This is a genomic window from Streptomyces sp. NPDC001970, from assembly GCF_053594115.1.
Window position 1 is genome coordinate 76,053 of the sequence record NZ_JBSFDW010000009.1, and the last position, 15,807, is coordinate 91,859.

Annotated in this window: 16 protein-coding genes; 9 read left to right on the forward strand and 7 right to left on the reverse strand. The window is 68.1% G+C overall.

Annotated features, from left to right (window positions below):
* Positions 1–500: 500 nt before the first annotated feature.
* The 5 genes from ACWCP0_RS13980 to dnaA all read right to left on the reverse strand — a co-directional run bounded on the left by ACWCP0_RS13980 (position 501) and on the right by dnaA (position 7,090).
* Positions 501–1,037: a DUF721 domain-containing protein gene (locus ACWCP0_RS13980; protein WP_451079056.1), complete on the reverse strand. Its 537-nt coding sequence runs from the start codon at positions 1,035–1,037 to the stop codon at positions 501–503.
* On the reverse strand, positions 1,034–2,155 hold the full coding sequence (gene recF / locus ACWCP0_RS13985) for a DNA replication/repair protein RecF (RefSeq protein ID WP_451079057.1): 1,122 nt from the start codon (positions 2,153–2,155) through the stop codon (positions 1,034–1,036). The genes ACWCP0_RS13980 and recF overlap by 4 nt, the downstream gene beginning before the upstream one ends.
* A gap of 93 nt (positions 2,156–2,248) precedes the next feature.
* Positions 2,249–3,127 carry a phosphogluconate dehydrogenase (NAD(+)-dependent, decarboxylating) gene (gnd, locus tag ACWCP0_RS13990; protein ID WP_451079058.1) on the reverse strand — a complete coding sequence of 293 codons (879 nt, stop codon included), beginning with the start codon at positions 3,125–3,127 and terminating at the stop codon, positions 2,249–2,251.
* A gap of 122 nt (positions 3,128–3,249) precedes the next feature.
* The gene (gene dnaN, locus ACWCP0_RS13995; RefSeq protein WP_451079177.1) at positions 3,250–4,380 is read right to left on the reverse strand and encodes a DNA polymerase III subunit beta; all 1,131 of its coding nucleotides are present in this window, start codon (positions 4,378–4,380) and stop codon (positions 3,250–3,252) included.
* 943 nt (positions 4,381–5,323) lie between these two features.
* Complete coding sequence (gene dnaA / locus ACWCP0_RS14000) at positions 5,324–7,090, reverse strand: chromosomal replication initiator protein DnaA (protein ID WP_451079059.1); 1,767 nt, start codon at positions 7,088–7,090, stop codon at positions 5,324–5,326.
* Positions 7,091–7,459: 369 nt separating this feature from the next.
* Here dnaA and rpmH point away from each other — a divergent pair, with 369 nt between their 5' ends.
* The 9 genes from rpmH (at position 7,460) to ACWCP0_RS14045 (ending at position 14,319) form a co-directional block, all read left to right on the forward strand.
* Positions 7,460–7,597, forward strand: a complete 138-nt coding sequence (rpmH, locus tag ACWCP0_RS14005; RefSeq protein WP_005482975.1) for a 50S ribosomal protein L34 — start codon at positions 7,460–7,462, stop codon at positions 7,595–7,597.
* Between the two features lie 18 nt (positions 7,598–7,615).
* Positions 7,616–7,987: a ribonuclease P protein component gene (gene rnpA / locus ACWCP0_RS14010; RefSeq protein WP_351230226.1), complete on the forward strand. Its 372-nt coding sequence runs from the start codon at positions 7,616–7,618 to the stop codon at positions 7,985–7,987.
* Positions 7,984–8,310 (forward strand): membrane protein insertion efficiency factor YidD, encoded by a 327-nt coding sequence (gene yidD, locus ACWCP0_RS14015; RefSeq protein WP_451079060.1) that lies wholly within the window; start codon positions 7,984–7,986, stop codon positions 8,308–8,310. The genes rnpA and yidD overlap by 4 nt, the downstream gene beginning before the upstream one ends.
* Before the next feature lie 3 nt (positions 8,311–8,313).
* Positions 8,314–9,600: a membrane protein insertase YidC gene (gene yidC / locus ACWCP0_RS14020; RefSeq protein ID WP_451079061.1), complete on the forward strand. Its 1,287-nt coding sequence runs from the start codon at positions 8,314–8,316 to the stop codon at positions 9,598–9,600.
* A gap of 14 nt (positions 9,601–9,614) precedes the next feature.
* Positions 9,615–10,124 carry a Jag family protein gene (locus ACWCP0_RS14025; protein WP_451079062.1) on the forward strand — a complete coding sequence of 170 codons (510 nt, stop codon included), beginning with the start codon at positions 9,615–9,617 and terminating at the stop codon, positions 10,122–10,124.
* Between the two features lie 104 nt (positions 10,125–10,228).
* On the forward strand, positions 10,229–10,945 hold the full coding sequence (gene rsmG, locus ACWCP0_RS14030; RefSeq protein ID WP_451079063.1) for a 16S rRNA (guanine(527)-N(7))-methyltransferase RsmG: 717 nt from the start codon (positions 10,229–10,231) through the stop codon (positions 10,943–10,945).
* Between the two features lie 284 nt (positions 10,946–11,229).
* On the forward strand, positions 11,230–12,306 hold the full coding sequence (locus ACWCP0_RS14035) for a ParA family protein (protein ID WP_451079064.1): 1,077 nt from the start codon (positions 11,230–11,232) through the stop codon (positions 12,304–12,306).
* Positions 12,303–13,400, forward strand: coding sequence for a ParB/RepB/Spo0J family partition protein (locus ACWCP0_RS14040; protein WP_451079065.1), 1,098 nt, complete (start codon positions 12,303–12,305; stop codon positions 13,398–13,400). Before ACWCP0_RS14035 ends, ACWCP0_RS14040 begins: the two co-directional genes overlap by 4 nt.
* 301 nt (positions 13,401–13,701) lie before the next feature.
* Positions 13,702–14,319, forward strand: a complete 618-nt coding sequence (locus ACWCP0_RS14045) for a GNAT family N-acetyltransferase (protein ID WP_451079066.1) — start codon at positions 13,702–13,704, stop codon at positions 14,317–14,319.
* A gap of 94 nt (positions 14,320–14,413) precedes the next feature.
* Here ACWCP0_RS14045 and trxA read toward each other — a convergent pair whose 3' ends face one another.
* A complete protein-coding gene (trxA, locus tag ACWCP0_RS14050; RefSeq protein ID WP_450723009.1) occupies positions 14,414–14,755 on the reverse strand; it encodes a thioredoxin in 342 nt (113 codons plus the stop codon).
* Between the two features lie 55 nt (positions 14,756–14,810).
* A complete protein-coding gene (gene trxB, locus ACWCP0_RS14055) occupies positions 14,811–15,776 on the reverse strand; it encodes a thioredoxin-disulfide reductase (protein WP_451079067.1) in 966 nt (321 codons plus the stop codon).
* Positions 15,777–15,807: the final 31 nt, after the last annotated feature.

Below are 15,807 nucleotides of genomic sequence, written 5' to 3' on the forward strand. Positions count from 1 at the left end.
GCATTAATCGACGTGTCCCGTCCATCGGGCGGGATTCTCTGCCAGTCTACCGGTACCGCCGACACGAATGGGGGTTTGCCGGTGCCTGAGTCCGCATGTGCCGCCCTGAACGGGCGCCGACCGACTCCCCATATTCGGGAAGGGGCTCCAAGAGGCTCACGCGGGCATTGAGCGCTTCGGCCTGTCAACCTCCGGCTACGGTGAGGGACGCCTCATGAGCCACGTCCGTTCCGGGGAGCTCAACGGGCGAGCCCGGGGTGGGGCACGGGCCCCGCCAAGCGCCGCGCTGGTGCGGCGTCGACCGGGCTCGGCCTGCGTCGACGCAGCGAAACGGGCTCGGGGCCGGGGGCCCGGACCGGTCCGTGCCCGCCCAGCCATCCGTACCGGCCCGGCGCGGCCGGCCCAGGGCCGGAGTCGGCCGGATTCCTCGCCGCGGAGCCGGTGCGAGCAGGGGCCCGGGCCGGACCCCCGCTTCGGGGAGGGCCGGGTAGGGCAAAAAATCAGCCGTATGTGTCGCCGGGGCCCGTGCTCCCCGGGGCACGCAGCGCCCCGTACCGGCGCGCGGGGCCGCCGGGGCCGAGAACCTTGATCAGCCGGACCGTCCCCTGCCCCAGATCCTCGTTCAGCCGGGCCACCAGCCGCGGCGCCAGCAGCCGCAGCTGCGTCGCCCACGCCGTCGAGTCGCACTGGACCGTCAGCGCCCGCTCGTCCGGGTCCTCGTCGTACCGCAGCGGCACACAGTGCTTCGCCAGGTCCTCGCCCACGATCTGCGGCCATCGCCCCATCACGCCGCCCACAGCCGCAGGCGTCTCCCAGCCCCGCTCGGTGATCAGCCGATTGATCGCCGCGCCGAGCGGCAGCGGATCCCGGCCGTCCGCACGCGCCCCGGAGCGCAGTCCGCCACCCCGCCTGGCCTGCCGCTTCTCCTGCGCGGCCGCGCACCGCGCCCGGGCCTGCTCCTTGGCCGCGCGCAGCGCGACCCGGGCCAGGTCCACCCCGGACGGCTCAGGAACGCCGACCGCCTCGTTCTCGCTCATACGCGCTCCACCGCCCCGTCCGCGACGGCGTACCGAGCACCCGCCAGCACCCCCGGAACATCGTCGTCCACAGCCGCCGTCACCAGCACCTGCTCACCCGGAGCCACCAGTTCCGCAAGCCGCTCGCGCCGCCGGGCGTCCAGCTCGGCGAAGACGTCGTCGAGGACGAGCACCGGCTCGTTGCCCTCGGCCCTGAGCAGGTCGTACGAGGCGAGCCGCAGGGCCAGCGCGTACGACCAGGACTCACCGTGGCTCGCGTACCCCTTCGCCGGCATCTCGCCCAGCTTGAGCAGCAGCTCGTCGCGGTGCGGTCCGACGAGCGTGACGCCCCGCTCGATCTCCTGCTTGCGCACCTCCGCGAGCGCGGCGATCAGCTGCTCGTACAGCTCCTCACGGGTGTGCACGTCCCCGCCCGCCGACCCTCGGTACTCGAGCGCGATCGGCCCGCCCCCCGGCGCCAGCTGCTCGTACGCCTTGTCGGCGAGCGGCTGGAGCGTCGCGATCAGATCCAGCCGCCGCGCCAGCAGCTCCGCTCCCGCGCGCGCCAGATGCTGGTCCCACACGTCGAGCGTCGACAGATCCATCGACCGCCCGCCGTGCCGCCGCGCCATCGCCGCCGACTTCAGCAGCGTGTTGCGCTGCTTGAGTACGCGCTCGTAGTCCGACCGCACCCCGGCCATCCGCGGCGAACGCGCCGTGACCAGCTCGTCCAGGAAGCGCCGCCGCTCGCCCGGATCGCCCTTCACCAACGCCAGGTCCTCGGGCGCGAACATCACGGTGCGTACGATCCCGAGCACATCCCGCGGCCTGACCTGCGAGGACCGATTGATCCGAGCCCGGTTCGCCCGACCCGGATTGAGCTCCAGCTCGATCAGCTGGGACCGCTCGCCCTGGGTGACGGCCGCACGGATGACAGCCCGGTCCGCCCCCATCCGCACCAACGGCGCATCGGACGCGACCCGATGGCTGCCGAGGGTCGCGAGATAGCCGACGGCCTCGACCAGATTGGTCTTGCCCTGCCCGTTCGCCCCCATGAACGCGGTGACGCCCGGGTCGAGCGGGACCTCGACCCGGGCGTACGAGCGGAAGTCGGCCAGCGACAGATGCGTCACGTGCATATCGACGCCGACCTCCCCCGGCTTGCCTTTACTGCTTACTGCCTGCCGCCGGCTGCCCGTCGCCGGCGACGGGCCTTGCCGACAGCCTGTGGATTACTTCTTGCTCTCGACCGCGTGCCCGCCGAACTGGTTGCGCAGGGCGGCGATCATCTTCATCTGCGGGGAGTCGTCCTGGCGGGACGCGAACCGCGCGAACAGCGAAGCGGTGATCGCGGGCAGCGGTACCGCGTTGTCGATGGCGGCCTCCACGGTCCACCGGCCCTCGCCGGAGTCCTCCGCGTAGCCGCGCAGCTTGTCCAAGTGCTCGTCCTCGTCCAACGCGTTGACCGCAAGGTCGAGGAGCCAGGAGCGGATGACCGTCCCCTCCTGCCAGGAGCGGAAGACCTCACGGACATCGGTGACCGAGCTGACCTTCTCGAGCAGCTCCCAGCCCTCGGCATAGGCCTGCATCATGGCGTACTCGATGCCGTTGTGGACCATCTTCGCGAAGTGGCCGGCGCCGACCTTGCCCGCGTGCACCGAGCCGAACTCGCCCTCGGGCTTGAGCGCGTCGAAGATCGGCTGCACCTTGGCGACGTGCTCGGCGTCGCCGCCGTACATCAGCGCATAGCCGTTCTCCAGGCCCCACACTCCGCCAGACACACCGCAGTCGACGAAGCCGATGCCCTTGATGCCGAGCTCGACCGCGTGCCTCTCGTCGTCCGTCCAGCGGGAGTTGCCGCCGTCGACGACGATGTCACCGGGGGACAGGAGCGCGGCCAGCTCGTCGATGGTGGACTGCGTCGCGGCGCCCGCCGGCACCATCACCCACACGACACGGGGACCCTTGAGCTTGGCAACAAGCTCCTCGAGGCTGTGGACATCGGCGAGATCCGGGTTGCGGTCGTAACCGATGACGGTGTGGCCTGCGCGGCGGATGCGCTCGCGCATGTTGCCGCCCATCTTGCCGAGGCCGACGAGACCGAGCTCCATCAGAGATTCCTTTTGCGTCGTGTGCAGTTTCGTACCCGCGTCCGAGCCTACGCCCGGACGCGGGTGCACACCTGTGGGGTCAGCCGCTCAGGCGGCGCACGGCCTGGGCCGCTTTCAGCAGGTCAGCCGCTCAGCCGGACCGGCATGATCAGGTACTTGTACGCCACGTCCGCCTCGGCATCCATCGCCGGCTTGCCGCTGAGCAACGCGGGCTTGGTGGAGGTGGTGAAGGAGAGCTGGGCCACCGGCGAGTCGATGGCGCTCAGGCCGTCCAGCAGGAACGTCGGGTTGAAGGCGATCGAGATGTCGTCGCCCTCCAGTTGGGCGTCCACGCGCTCCACAGCCTGTGCATCGTCGCTGGAGCCGGCCTCCAGAATCAGCACGCCCTGTTCGAAGCTGAGCCGCACGGGAGTGTTCCGCTCGGCGACGAGGGCGACACGCTTGACGGCCTCGACGAACGGGGCGGTCTCGATCACCGCGACCGAGTTGAACTCGGTGGGGAAGAGCGTCCGGTACTTCGGCAGGTCGCCCTCCAGCAGCCGCGTGGTGGTGCGGCGGCCGGCGCCCTCGAAACCGATCAGCCCCTCGCCCGCGCCGGAGCCGGAGAGCGCCAGGGTGACGATGTCACCGCTGGTCAGCGCCTTGGCGGTGTCCAGGAGCGTCTTGGCGGGCACCAGGGCGACCGCAGAGGCGTCCGGGGACTCCGGCTTCCACAGGAACTCGCGGACCGCGAAGCGGTAGCGGTCGGTGGACGCCAGGGTGACCGTGTCGCCCTCGATCTCGATCCGGACGCCGGTGAGGACGGGCAGCGTGTCGTCACGGCCGGCGGCGATGGCGACCTGGGCGGCGGCGGTCGCGAACACCTCGCCAGGGACGGTGCCGGTCGCGGTCGGCATCTGCGGCAGCGCCGGGTACTCCTCCACAGGAAGGGTGTGGAGTGTGAAGCGCGAGGAGCCGCAGACGACCGTCGCCCGTACACCGTCTGTGGAAATCTCGACCGGCCGGTTGGGGAGGGCGCGGCAGATGTCGGCAAGGAGGCGGCCGGAGACGAGCACCGTCCCGTCCTCCTCGACCTCCGCCTCGACCGAGACCCTCGCCGAGACCTCGTAGTCGAAGCTGGAGAAGCTGAGAACGCCGTCCTCCGCCTTCAGAAGAAGGCCCGCGAGAACGGGCGCCGGCGGACGCGCCGGGAGGCTCCTGGCCACCCACGCCACCGCCTCCGCGAGTACATCGCGCTCCACCCGGATCTTCACCGGAACCGCCTCCTGCTGTTGCTCGCTCGCCCTGCCGGCCTTCGTCGTCGGCATGGGGTCCCCAGCCGGAGCCAGGGGCCGATTGCCGGAGACCAGTCTGACGCACGGCACCGACACTCGGTGCTGCTCGGGGTCAAGTCGAGACAAGAAGCAGCCAGAGCTCCGGCACCGAGTTGTGCACAGGGCCCTCTTCGAAGCGAATTCCCCGGTAACTCAGAGTGGGAGTAGTAGTAGGGCCTGTGGAAACCGTGGATAACGCCATCCACGCAGGTCAGGCCCGATTTTTTGTCCACCGGCCCTGTGGGTGCGAGCAGTGGACAACCTGGGCTCTCTGTGGACGCCCGAAAGTTCTGCACACCCGATGCACAGGCCACAGGGACTTCTCCCCAGTGCCGTCCCCAGCTTTACCCAGGTTCCCCACAGCCCAATCCAGCACCTTGGTGTGACGCCTTTCACTCGGTCCGGTGACATTCGGCGTTTCGTTGCCGAACAGTGGACAGCGGTGTGGAGAAGCTGTGGGCAACATGGCCTCGCCTGTGGGCCGGGTGGGGACAACGTGGATCGCGCCCTGTGGACGAGTTGTCCGTCCACAGTCTGTGGAGCCCGGTTGGCCACAAATCCACAACCGGCTGACCTGGCGTGATCAACTCCAGGCGACCGCCCCTGTGGACGCAATCTGGACAACTCGGGAGTCCCCAGGCTGTGGACGGAAGATCGTCGGCACTTCTGTGGAGAACGGACTACCGGCGGAACGTATTCGAACAGGACGATGGCGAGTCCATGGCGGCGCGGTGGCGCGGCGACGGCACGGAACGCCGAAGGGCGCCCCGGGATCCGTCCCGGGGCGCCCTTCGGCGTCGTCTGCACAGCTCGCTGTGCCGTCGTGTGGAAGTACGCGTCCCGACGTCGCCGGGCGCCTGGGGCGCCGGCCCGGAAGCGCGCGTCAGCCGTTCTTGATGCGGTTGGTGAGCTCGGTGACCTGGTTGTAGATCGAGCGTCGCTCGGCCATCAGCGCGCGGATCTTCCGGTCGGCGTGCATCACCGTCGTGTGGTCGCGGCCGCCGAACTGGGCACCGATCTTCGGCAGCGAGAGGTCAGTGAGCTCGCGGCAGAGGTACATCGCGATCTGGCGTGCGGTGACCAGCACCCGGCTGCGTGAGGACCCGCAGAGGTCCTCCACGGTCAGCCCGAAGTAGTCGGCGGTCGCCGCCATGATCGCGCTCGCGGTGATCTCCGGGGAGGCGTCCTCGCCACCGGGGATCAGGTCCTTGAGGACGATCTCGGTGAGTCCGAGGTCGACCGGCTGGCGGTTGAGGCTCGCGAAGGCCGTGACCCGGATCAGCGCGCCCTCCAGCTCGCGGATGTTGCGCGAGATCCGGGAGGCGATGAACTCCAGCACCTCCGGCGGGGCGTTGAGCTGCTCCTGCACCGCCTTCTTGCGGAGGATCGCGATCCGTGTCTCCAGCTCCGGCGGCTGCACGTCGGTGGTCAGACCCCACTCGAAGCGGTTGCGCAGCCGGTCCTCCAGCGTCATGAGCTGCTTGGGCGGCCGGTCCGAGGACAGCACGATCTGCTTGTTCGCGTTGTGGAGCGTGTTGAACGTGTGGAAGAACTCCTCCTGCGTCGACTCCTTGCTCGCGAGGAACTGGATGTCGTCGACGAGCAGGATGTCCACATCGCGGTAGCGCTTGCGGAACGCGTCGCCCTTGCCGTCGCGGATCGAGTTGATGAACTCGTTGGTGAACTCCTCGGAGCTCACGTACCGCACCCGGGTGCCCGGATAGAGGCTGCGTGCGTAGTGCCCGATGGCATGGAGCAGATGGGTCTTGCCGAGGCCCGACTCCCCATAGATGAAGAGGGGGTTGTACGCCTTCGCAGGAGCCTCCGCCACCGCGACGGCGGCCGCGTGCGCGAACCGGTTGGACGCGCCGATGACGAAGGTGTCGAAGAGGTACTTGGGGTTCAGCCGGGCATGCGGCTCACCGGGGCCGGGCGCCGGTGCGGGCTGCGCGCCCAGCGGGCCGGGCCCACCACCGCCGGGCACTCCACCGACCGGCGGGCCGCCGTGCCGCGGTCCCTGACGCTCCGGCAGCTCGTGCCGGTCGGGGCGCGGCTGGTCGTACTGCCCGCGGTCGGGCATCGGCGACCGGTAGTCGTGCTGCGGGGGACGTCCCGTGGCGTACGGGTCGCGCTCCTGGAACCCGCCGAGCCGCGGCTGCTGCCAGGACAGGTCCTCCTGGGTGCGCGGCCAGGCCCCGGGCTCGGGGCGCTGCTGCTGGTAGTCGGGGTACGCGGGGCGGACTGTCGGCAGACCGTCGTCGCCCGTGGGGCGGTGGCCGTAGCTGTCGTAGGTGTCCCCCTGGCGCGGATCGTCGTGCTGCGGGCCCTGGTAGCGGTGCTGCTGCACGGGCGGGGCCTGCGGTGGGGTCGGCTCGGCCGCGGAGTCGTCGACGGTGATCGCGATGCGGATCGGACGGCCGCACTCGCGGCTGAGGGTGTCACTGATCAGCGGGGCCAGCCGGCCCTCGAGGACGCGCTTGCCCCACTCATTGGGGACGGCGAGGAGCGCGGTGTCGGCCACGAGTGCGAGTGGCTGGCAGCGCTCGATCCACTGTTTGTCCTTCGGTTCGATCCCCTGCTGGCCCTCTCCGAGGAGATGCTCCAGCACTCGTGGCCACACTGCGGCAAGATCGGCAGGTACGTCAGCCACAAGGCACGCTCTCTCACAGGTCCCACGAATGTGTGGTTCTCGGGACGGGTCGGTCAGGCCCGGCAGGCGGGTAGGAAAGGAATTCGAGTTTAGTCACGGTAGTCAGGCCGACCCGCGTGGTTCAAGTTGTTGTCCACAGCCTGTGCACAGCGAGCCGCGCCGGGACACTGGTTTGACCGAATGGCGTAGCCGCGCGTACCGTAACCAGGTCGAGTTGTCGATGGCTGCTGCCGCCTGCCTCCGATGGGCAAAGATCACGATCAGTGATTGTGAAGCGGTGCACTCGGGCGTATTGCGAGCTACTCGTGGGCGCACGGTGACAGCCAGGCGATGTCCCGCCACCACACGAATCATTTCTGGAGCCCCCGAGTGAGCAAGCGCACCTTCCAGCCGAACAACCGTCGTCGCGCGAAGACCCACGGCTTCCGCCTGCGCATGCGTACCCGTGCCGGCCGAGCCATCCTGGCGAACCGCCGCAGCAAGGGTCGCGCGAGCCTGTCCGCCTGATCGTTAACAGGTCATGACGTGCTGCCTACCGAGAATCGGCTGAGGCGGCGCGAGGACTTCGCGACCGCGGTACGTCGAGGACGCCGGGCAGGACGCCCGTTTCTCGTCGTCCATCTACGCAGCGGTGCAACGGACCCGCACGCGCCTGGGGAGAGCGCTCCCCCGACGCGTGCGGGTTTCGTCGTGAGCAAGGCAGTGGGTGGCGCGGTCACTCGTAACCAGGTGAAGCGGAGACTGCGTCACCTGATACGCGAACGACTGTCCGAGCTGCCCCCCGGTAGCCTGGTGGTCGTACGGGCGCTGCCCGGAGCGGGTGACGCCGATCATGCACAGCTGGCCCGAGACCTGGACGCCGCTCTTCAGCGGCTGCTGGGAGGGGGCGCGCGATGAAGTACCCGCTGCTGGCTCTTATCAAGCTGTACCAGTGGACGATCAGCCCGCTGCTCGGGCCTGTCTGCCGGTACTACCCGTCGTGTTCTCACTACGGATATACGGCCATCGACCGGCACGGTGCGGTGAAGGGCACGGCCCTGACCGCCTGGCGCATCCTGCGGTGCAATCCGTGGTCGCCGGGCGGTGTGGACCATGTTCCGCCGCGTAAACGACCTCGTTGGCACGAGCTGCTGCGTGACTACCTGCGCGGCGGCAAGGGCGGGCACCCCCCTGAGACCAGCCCGGCCGCAGAGACCTCGCCCAATGCTCAAGGAGCCTGATTAGTGGACACGATTGCCAGTCTCTTCAGCTTTATCACCACACCTGTTTCCTGGATCATCGTCCAGTTCCACTCGCTGTACGGGGCGATCTTCGGCCCCGACACGGGCTGGGCCTGGGGACTGTCCATCGTGTCGCTGGTGGTGCTGATCCGTATCTGTCTGATCCCGCTCTTTGTGAAGCAGATCAAGTCGATGCGGAACATGCAGGCGCTCCAGCCGAAGATGAAGGCGATCCAGGAGCGCTACAAGAACGACCGGCAGCGCCAGTCCGAAGAGATGATGAAGCTGTACAAGGACACGGGTACCAACCCGCTGTCCTCGTGCCTTCCGATCCTGGCGCAGTCGCCGTTCTTCTTCGCTCTGTACCACGTGCTGAGCAAGATCGCCTCCGGTGACACGATCGGTGTCCTCAACCAGAGCCTGGTGGACAGCGCCCGTGAGGCCCATATCTTCGGCGCTCCGATCGCCGCGAAGTTCATGGACAGCCCGGAGAAGGTCGAGGCGCTCAACGCCTCCCTGACCGAGGTCCGCATCGTCACCGCGATCATGATCGTCCTGATGTCGGCGTCGCAGTTCTACACGCAGCGCCAGCTGATGCAGAAGAACGTCGACCTCACGGTCAAGACTCCGTACATGCAGCAGCAGAAGATGCTGATGTACATCTTCCCGCTGATCTTTGCCGTCACGGGCATCAACTTCCCCGTCGGTGTTCTCGTCTACTGGCTGACCACCAACGTGTGGACCATGGGCCAGCAGATGTACGTGATCAACCAGAACCCGACCCCGGGCTCCAAGGCGCAGGACAACTACCTGCAGCGTCTGCTGAAGGGCATCACGGCCCACGGCGAGGTGCGCGGCCGCCGCAAGCGCAACGTCGTCCAGGCCATCGTCGCCAAGGGCGCCGACCGCAACGACAACGAGCGCAAGTTCATCGCCGCCCTGTCCAAGGCGGGCTTCGCCGCCCAGTCGGACGGCACGGTCGCCAAGAGCGACACCGTCACCGCCGAGGCCGAGGGAGGCGCCTCGGCGAGGCGCCAGCAGCCCAAGCGCCAGACCAAGGCCCAGCGCCAGGCCGCCGCTGCGCAGGTCGGCGGGGCTGAGCAGGAGGACTCCACGTCGAGCGTGTCGGATACCGCGAGCACGTCGAAGCCCTCGCTGGAGAAGCGGGACGAGCCGCAGGACGCCAAGCCGAAGCCCGCGGGCAAGACCGCCCCTTCCCCGGCCCGCCAAGCCAAGTCCGGACAGCGCAAGGGCCAGCAGCGGCCCAAGCACCCGTCGTCCAAGAAGTAAGAAGGAGTCCATCCGTGACGGAAGGCACCACCTCCGCCGCCGAGGGTGGCGACACCCTGACCCGCCTGGAACAGGAGGGGGAGATCGCCGCTGACTACCTCGAGGGCCTGCTCGACATCGCCGATCTCGACGGCGACATCGACATGGACGTCGAGGCGGACCGGGCCGCGGTCTCGATCATCAGTGACACGGGCACCAGGGAGCTGGAGAAGCTCGTGGGCCGCGACGGCGAGGTGCTCGAGGCACTTCAGGAGCTGACGCGCCTCGCGGTGCACCGGGAGACCGGGGATCGCAGCCGCCTGATGCTGGACATCGCGGGTTTCCGGGCCAAGAAGCGTGCCGAGCTCGCCGAGCTCGGAGCCAAGGCCGCGGACGAGGTCAAGAACACCGGTGAGCCGGTGAGGATGAAGCCGATGACTCCGTTCGAGCGCAAGGTTGTGCACGACGCGGTCGCGGCCGCGGGTCTGCGCAGTGAGTCCGAGGGCGAGGAGCCGCAGCGCTTCGTCGTCGTGCTCCCGGCCTGACCTGATCGTTCTCTTGGCCCCGTCTGTTCGCAGGCGGGGCCGAACTTTGTCAGCCTGTAGTCAGCCACCACAGCGCGGTAGCGCGGTATGGAAGGACGGATCCGGTGACGGAGGCAGCAGAGCTTCCCCAGGCGCCCGAGGCGGCGCGGACGGTGTTCGGTGAGTTCTTCCCCGAGGCTGTCCGGTACGCGGAGCTGCTCGCGGACACGGGGGTCAAGCGCGGCCTGATCGGTCCGCGTGAAGTGCCGCGGCTGTGGGAGCGGCATCTGCTGAACTGCGCCGTGCTCTCCGAGGTGGTTCCGGAAGGTGTCACCGTCTGCGATGTCGGCTCCGGCGCCGGCCTTCCGGGTATCCCGCTGGCCCTCGTCCGTCCCGACCTCAAGATCACGCTTCTTGAGCCGCTCCTGCGTCGCACGAATTTTCTTCAGGAAGTCGTCGAGCTGCTCGGACTGGATCATGTCACGGTCGTGCGGGGCCGCGCCGAGGAGGTCCTTGGAACGCTGCCGCCGGTGCATGTGGTGACGGCACGTGCGGTGGCTCCGTTGGACCGGCTGGCGGGCTGGGGCGTGCCGTTGCTGCGGCCCTACGGCGAGATGCTGGCGCTCAAGGGCGACACCGCGGAGGACGAGCTCAACGGCGCCCGAGCGGCCCTCAGCAAACTGGGGGTCGTGGACACTTCCGTGCTCCATGTCGGGGAGGGCATCGTGGATCCGCTTTCCACCGTGGTGCGGGTTGAGGTCGGGGAGAGTCCCGGCGGCGTGCGCTTTGCGGCTAAGCGGGCCAAGGCTGCCAGGACGGGACGCAGCCGCCGTCGGCGTTGAAGTCTTGCGGCGCGTAGGCCTGCCGTCCCTTTTGATCTTGCCAGCCAGTTGTTGACCTGCGTCCCCATACGTACGCATTTCGGAGTGTCGTAACGATGTGACCGTGCGGCGCGTGCATCGTGTTTCACGTGAAACGTCGCTCACTGCTGCAAGGAATCATCAGCCGCGGTCGCGCGGCTGCCACTCCCCGTGGCCGTAGGCCCCTCGGGAGGGCTACGGAATTGTCCACAGAGGTGGATTCCTCCACAGAACCACCGGCCTCGCTGGTTCACGACCCCCAAGGCATGGCAGGCTCTGTTCATCGCGAGTCTGAAGTCGAGGAGAGTGAATCCTTGCGGTCCGACGCCAACATCGCGGGACCGATGACCGATCCGGTCCCAGGTCCCCGTACCGAGTCAACGGGGGAGGATGTTTCACGTGAAACACCACCCCCGATGGACGACACCCCCATTGGTCGTGCTGCCCAACTGGCGGTGGAGGCTCTGGGCCGTGCCGGCGAAGGTCTTCCTCGACCTGAGCAGACACGCGTCATGGTGGTCGCCAACCAAAAGGGCGGAGTGGGCAAGACGACCACCACGGTCAACCTTGCCGCTTCGCTGGCGCTGCACGGCGCCCGTGTTCTGGTGATCGATCTTGATCCGCAGGGCAACGCCTCCACCGCGCTGGGGATCGACCACCACGCCGAAGTCCCCTCGATCTATGACGTCCTGGTGGAGAGCAAGCCGCTCTCCGAAGTGGTTCAGCCGGTCCCGGACGTCGAAGGCCTCTTCTGTGCCCCGGCCACCATCGATCTCGCCGGTGCGGAGATCGAGCTGGTGTCCCTGGTGGCACGGGAGAGTCGACTGCAGCGGGCGATCCAGTCGTATGAGCAGCCGCTGGACTACATCCTGATCGACTGCCCGCCGTCGCTCGGCCTGCTGACCGTCAATGCCCTCGTGGCGGGTGCCGAGGTGCTGATCCCCATTCAGTGCGAGTACTACGCACTCGAAGGCCTGGGGCAGCTCCTCCGCAATGTCGACCTGGTGCGGGGCCACCTCAACCCCGCGCTGCATGTGTCGACGATTCTTCTCACCATGTATGACGGTCGGACCAGGCTCGCCTCGCAGGTGGCGGACGAGGTGCGCAGCCACTTTGGTGATGAGGTGCTGCGGACGAGCATTCCTCGTTCCGTGCGCATCTCGGAGGCGCCCAGCTATGGGCAGACGGTCCTCACCTATGACCCGGGCTCCAGCGGCTCGCTGTCGTATCTTGAGGCCGCGCGTGAGATCGCGCTGCGGGGGGCCGGGGTCCATTACGATGCTCCGGCTGCGCATGTTGTCAGCCAGAACAATCAGCAGAGCATGTCGGAGGGGATCCAGTGAGCGAGCGACGTAGAGGATTGGGGCGTGGGCTCGGTGCACTGATCCCGGCCGCTCCACAGGAGAAGCCGGTGGCTTCCGACGGGGCGGGCCCGGCGTCGGGAGCCGGACCGGTTCTCACGGCGGAGCGCGGTGTGGCCGCGGCCAAGGTGGCCACGCTGCCGCCGGGGCCTGTGACGCCGGAGCCGCGGTCCGCCGAGCCCGAGCCGGAGGCGGTGTTCGACGTCGTGTCCCCGGCTGGGGCGCACTTCGCCGAGGTGCCCCTGGACGCCATCACACCCAACCCCCGGCAGCCGCGTGAGGTCTTCGACGAGGACGCGCTCGCCGAGCTGGTCACCTCCATCAAGGAGGTCGGTCTTCTTCAGCCTGTCGTCGTGCGCCAGCTGGGCCCGGACCGGTACGAGCTCATCATGGGTGAGCGCCGCTGGCGGGCCTGCCGTGAGGCGGGTCTGGACAGCATTCCGGCGATCGTGCGGGCCACGGACGACGACAAGCTTCTGCTGGATGCCCTCCTGGAGAACCTCCACCGGGCGCAGCTGAACCCGCTGGAGGAGGCCGCCGCCTACGACCAGTTGCTCAAGGACTTCAACTGCACGCATGACCAGCTGGCCGACCGGATCGGGCGCTCTCGTCCGCAGGTGTCCAACACGCTGCGATTGCTGCGCCTTTCGCCTCCGGTCCAGCGCCGCGTTGCCGCGGGAGTGCTCTCTGCCGGTCACGCTCGGGCTCTGCTCTCGGTGGAGGATTCCGAGGAGCAGGACCGGCTGGCACACCGCATCGTGGCCGAGGGTCTGTCGGTGCGTGCCGTCGAGGAGATTGTGACCCTGATGGGGTCGCGCCCTTCGAGCGCCCCGAAGTCGAAGGGACCGCGGGCGGGCACCCGTCTGTCGCCGGCGCTCTCCGATCTGGCGTCGCGCCTGTCGGACCGCTTCGAGACCCGGGTGAAGGTCGACCTCGGTCAGAAGAAGGGGAAGATCGTCGTTGAGTTCGCTTCGATAGACGATCTGGACCGGATCCTCGGCACGCTTGCTCCCGGAGAGGGGCGGGTCATGGAGAAGGGACTCTCCGAGGAAGCCGCGGAGGACGAGGAGGTCTGAGACCTCTGCAGAGTCAACAGGGCGGGTCGTGTCCGGCACTCGGCGGAACACGATCCGCCCTTTGCCGTCTCACAGTATGCGTGTCCTCGCTGGGTGGATACGATGCGTTCTGGTATGGCGCATCCACCTTTACCCATCTCAGAGGAAGGCGAGCCATGCGATCGGTGAGCCGCAGCCAGCTACTGACAGCCGGCCTGAGCATTGGCGCGGTCGGCGGGTTCATCGGCAGCCTGCTCCGGGAACGGAGCACGCTGTCCGCTGCCCTTGGCGCGGCAGTCCAAGCAAGTGAGGAGCAGCCTTCATGGGCCGTCGGCTCGTACCGCTCACACTGGACAACCTTCCAGACCTCCCCAAGCGCTGCCGAGCGTGTGTCTTCTGGGAGCTTGATCCAGTCAGCGGAGAAGCCGCAGTAAGAACGGGCAGACCCGAGTTGGAGAAGGAGGCATGGATCTCCGCCGTCCTGCTCGAGTGGGGATCCTGCGGCCGCCTCGTCTATGTCGACGAGGTTCCGGTCGGGTTCGTGCTCTATGCACCGCCCGCCTATGTGCCGCGCTCCACGGCGTTTCCGACGAGCCCTGTCTCGCCGGATGCCGTGCAGCTGATGACCGCTTGGATCATGCCCGGCTATCAGGGTCAGGGGCTCGGTCGTGTGATGGTGCAGACCGTCGCCAAGGATCTGCTGCGCCGGGGTTTCAAAGCGATCGAGGCGTTCGGCGACGCCCGCTGGACCGAGCCGGCCTGTGTGCTGCCTGCCGATCATCTTCTTGCGGTCGGCTTCAAGACCGTCCGGCCGCATCCCACCCATCCGAGGCTCCGGCTGGAGCTGCGCACCACGCTCTCCTGGAAGGAAGACGTGGAGCTGGCACTCGACCGGCTTCTGGGAGCCGTACAGAAGGAACCGGCGCTGCGGCCGCTGTGAGCGTCGGCGCCCTCCATCAGCGCCCCAGACGACGAATGGGCCAACCCCGCAGGGTTGGCCCATTCGTGTTTCACGTGAAACGAAGCGCGGCGCCTCAGGCCTTGGCAACCTCATCGCCGATGAAGGCATCGAGCTCACGGACGAGCATCGCCTTCGGCTTGGCGCCGACGATGGTCTGGGCGACCTCACCGTTCTGGTAGACGTTCAGCGTCGGGATGGACATCACGCCGTACTTGGCAGCCGTGGCCGGGTTCTCGTCGATGTTGAGCTTGACGACCTCGATCTTGTCGCCGTGCTCGGCCGCGATCGCTTCCAGGGACGGGGCGATCTGGCGGCACGGGCCACACCAGGCGGCCCAGAAGTCGACAAGCACAGGCTTGTCGCTCTTGAGTACGTCCTCTTCGAAGGTGGCGTCAGTTACGTTCTTCAGGGCCACGGCGGCCTCCTTAACTTGCGGGGTGTGGGGTGTGGGGTCGTAGAAGTCAGATCGGTCAGACCGTCGCCGCTGCCGTGGCCTTCTCCACGTCCGCGAGGGCGGCGAGGAAGCGCTCGGCGTCCAGGGCGGCGGAGCATCCGGTGCCGGCAGCAGTGATGGCCTGCCGGTAGGTGTGGTCAACCACGTCACCCGCGCCGAAGACACCGGACAGGTTGGTACGCGTGGAGGGGGCGTCGACCTTCAGGTAGCCCTCGTCGTCCAGCTCCAGCTGACCCTTGAAGAGCTCGGTGCGCGGGTCGTGGCCGACCGCGATGAACAGGCCGGTGGCGGGCAGCTCGGAGGTCGCTCCCGTCTTGGTGTTGCGCAGCGTCAGCCTGGAGAGCTTCTGGTCTCCGTGGATCTCGGCGACCTCGCTGTCCCAGGCGAACTTGATCTTCGGGTCGGCGAAGGCACGCTCCTGCATGGCCTTGGAGGCCCGAAGGCTGTCGCGGCGGTGGACGATCGTGACCGACTTGGCGAAGCGCGAGAGGAAGGTGGCCTCCTCCATGGCGGTGTCGCCGCCGCCGACAACGGCGATGTCCTGGTCCTTGAAGAAGAACCCGTCGCACGTGGCACACCAGGAGACGCCGCGACCGGAGAGCGTGTCCTCGTTCGGCAGTCCCAGCTTGCGGTGCTGGGAGCCGGTCGTGACGATCACGGCCTTGGCGCGGTGCACGGTGCCTGCCGTGTCCGTGACCGTCTTGATCTCGCCCGCCAGGTCGACGGCGATGACGTCGTCCGGGACGAGCTCGGCACCGAAGCGCTCGGCCTGCGCCCGCATGTTGTCCATCAGGTCCGGCCCCATGATGCCGTCGCGGAAGCCGGGGAAGTTCTCCACATCGGTGGTGTTCATGAGCGCACCACCAGCGGTGACGGCGCCTTCGAACACCAGCGGCTTCAGCGATGCGCGCGCCGTGTACAGCGCAGCGGTGTAGCCGGCCGGCCCGGAGCCGATGATGATCACATTACGGACGTCGCTCACGGGTTTCTTCCTCGTCTCTGCAGACTGCCTA

Excerpts from the sequence above, each read along its gene's own strand:
- ACWCP0_RS13980 (WP_451079056.1), bottom strand. The coding sequence starts at position 1,037 with ATGAGCGAGAACGAGGCGGTCGGCGTTCCTGAGCCGTCCGGGGTGGAC.
- recF (WP_451079057.1), bottom strand. The coding sequence starts at position 2,155 with ATGCACGTGACGCATCTGTCGCTGGCCGACTTCCGCTCGTACGCCCGG.
- gnd (WP_451079058.1), bottom strand. The coding sequence starts at position 3,127 with ATGGAGCTCGGTCTCGTCGGCCTCGGCAAGATGGGCGGCAACATGCGC.
- yidD (WP_451079060.1), top strand. The coding sequence starts at position 7,984 with ATGAAGTACCCGCTGCTGGCTCTTATCAAGCTGTACCAGTGGACGATC.
- ACWCP0_RS14035 (WP_451079064.1), top strand. The coding sequence starts at position 11,230 with ATGGCAGGCTCTGTTCATCGCGAGTCTGAAGTCGAGGAGAGTGAATCC.
- ACWCP0_RS14045 (WP_451079066.1), top strand. The coding sequence starts at position 13,702 with ATGGGCCGTCGGCTCGTACCGCTCACACTGGACAACCTTCCAGACCTC.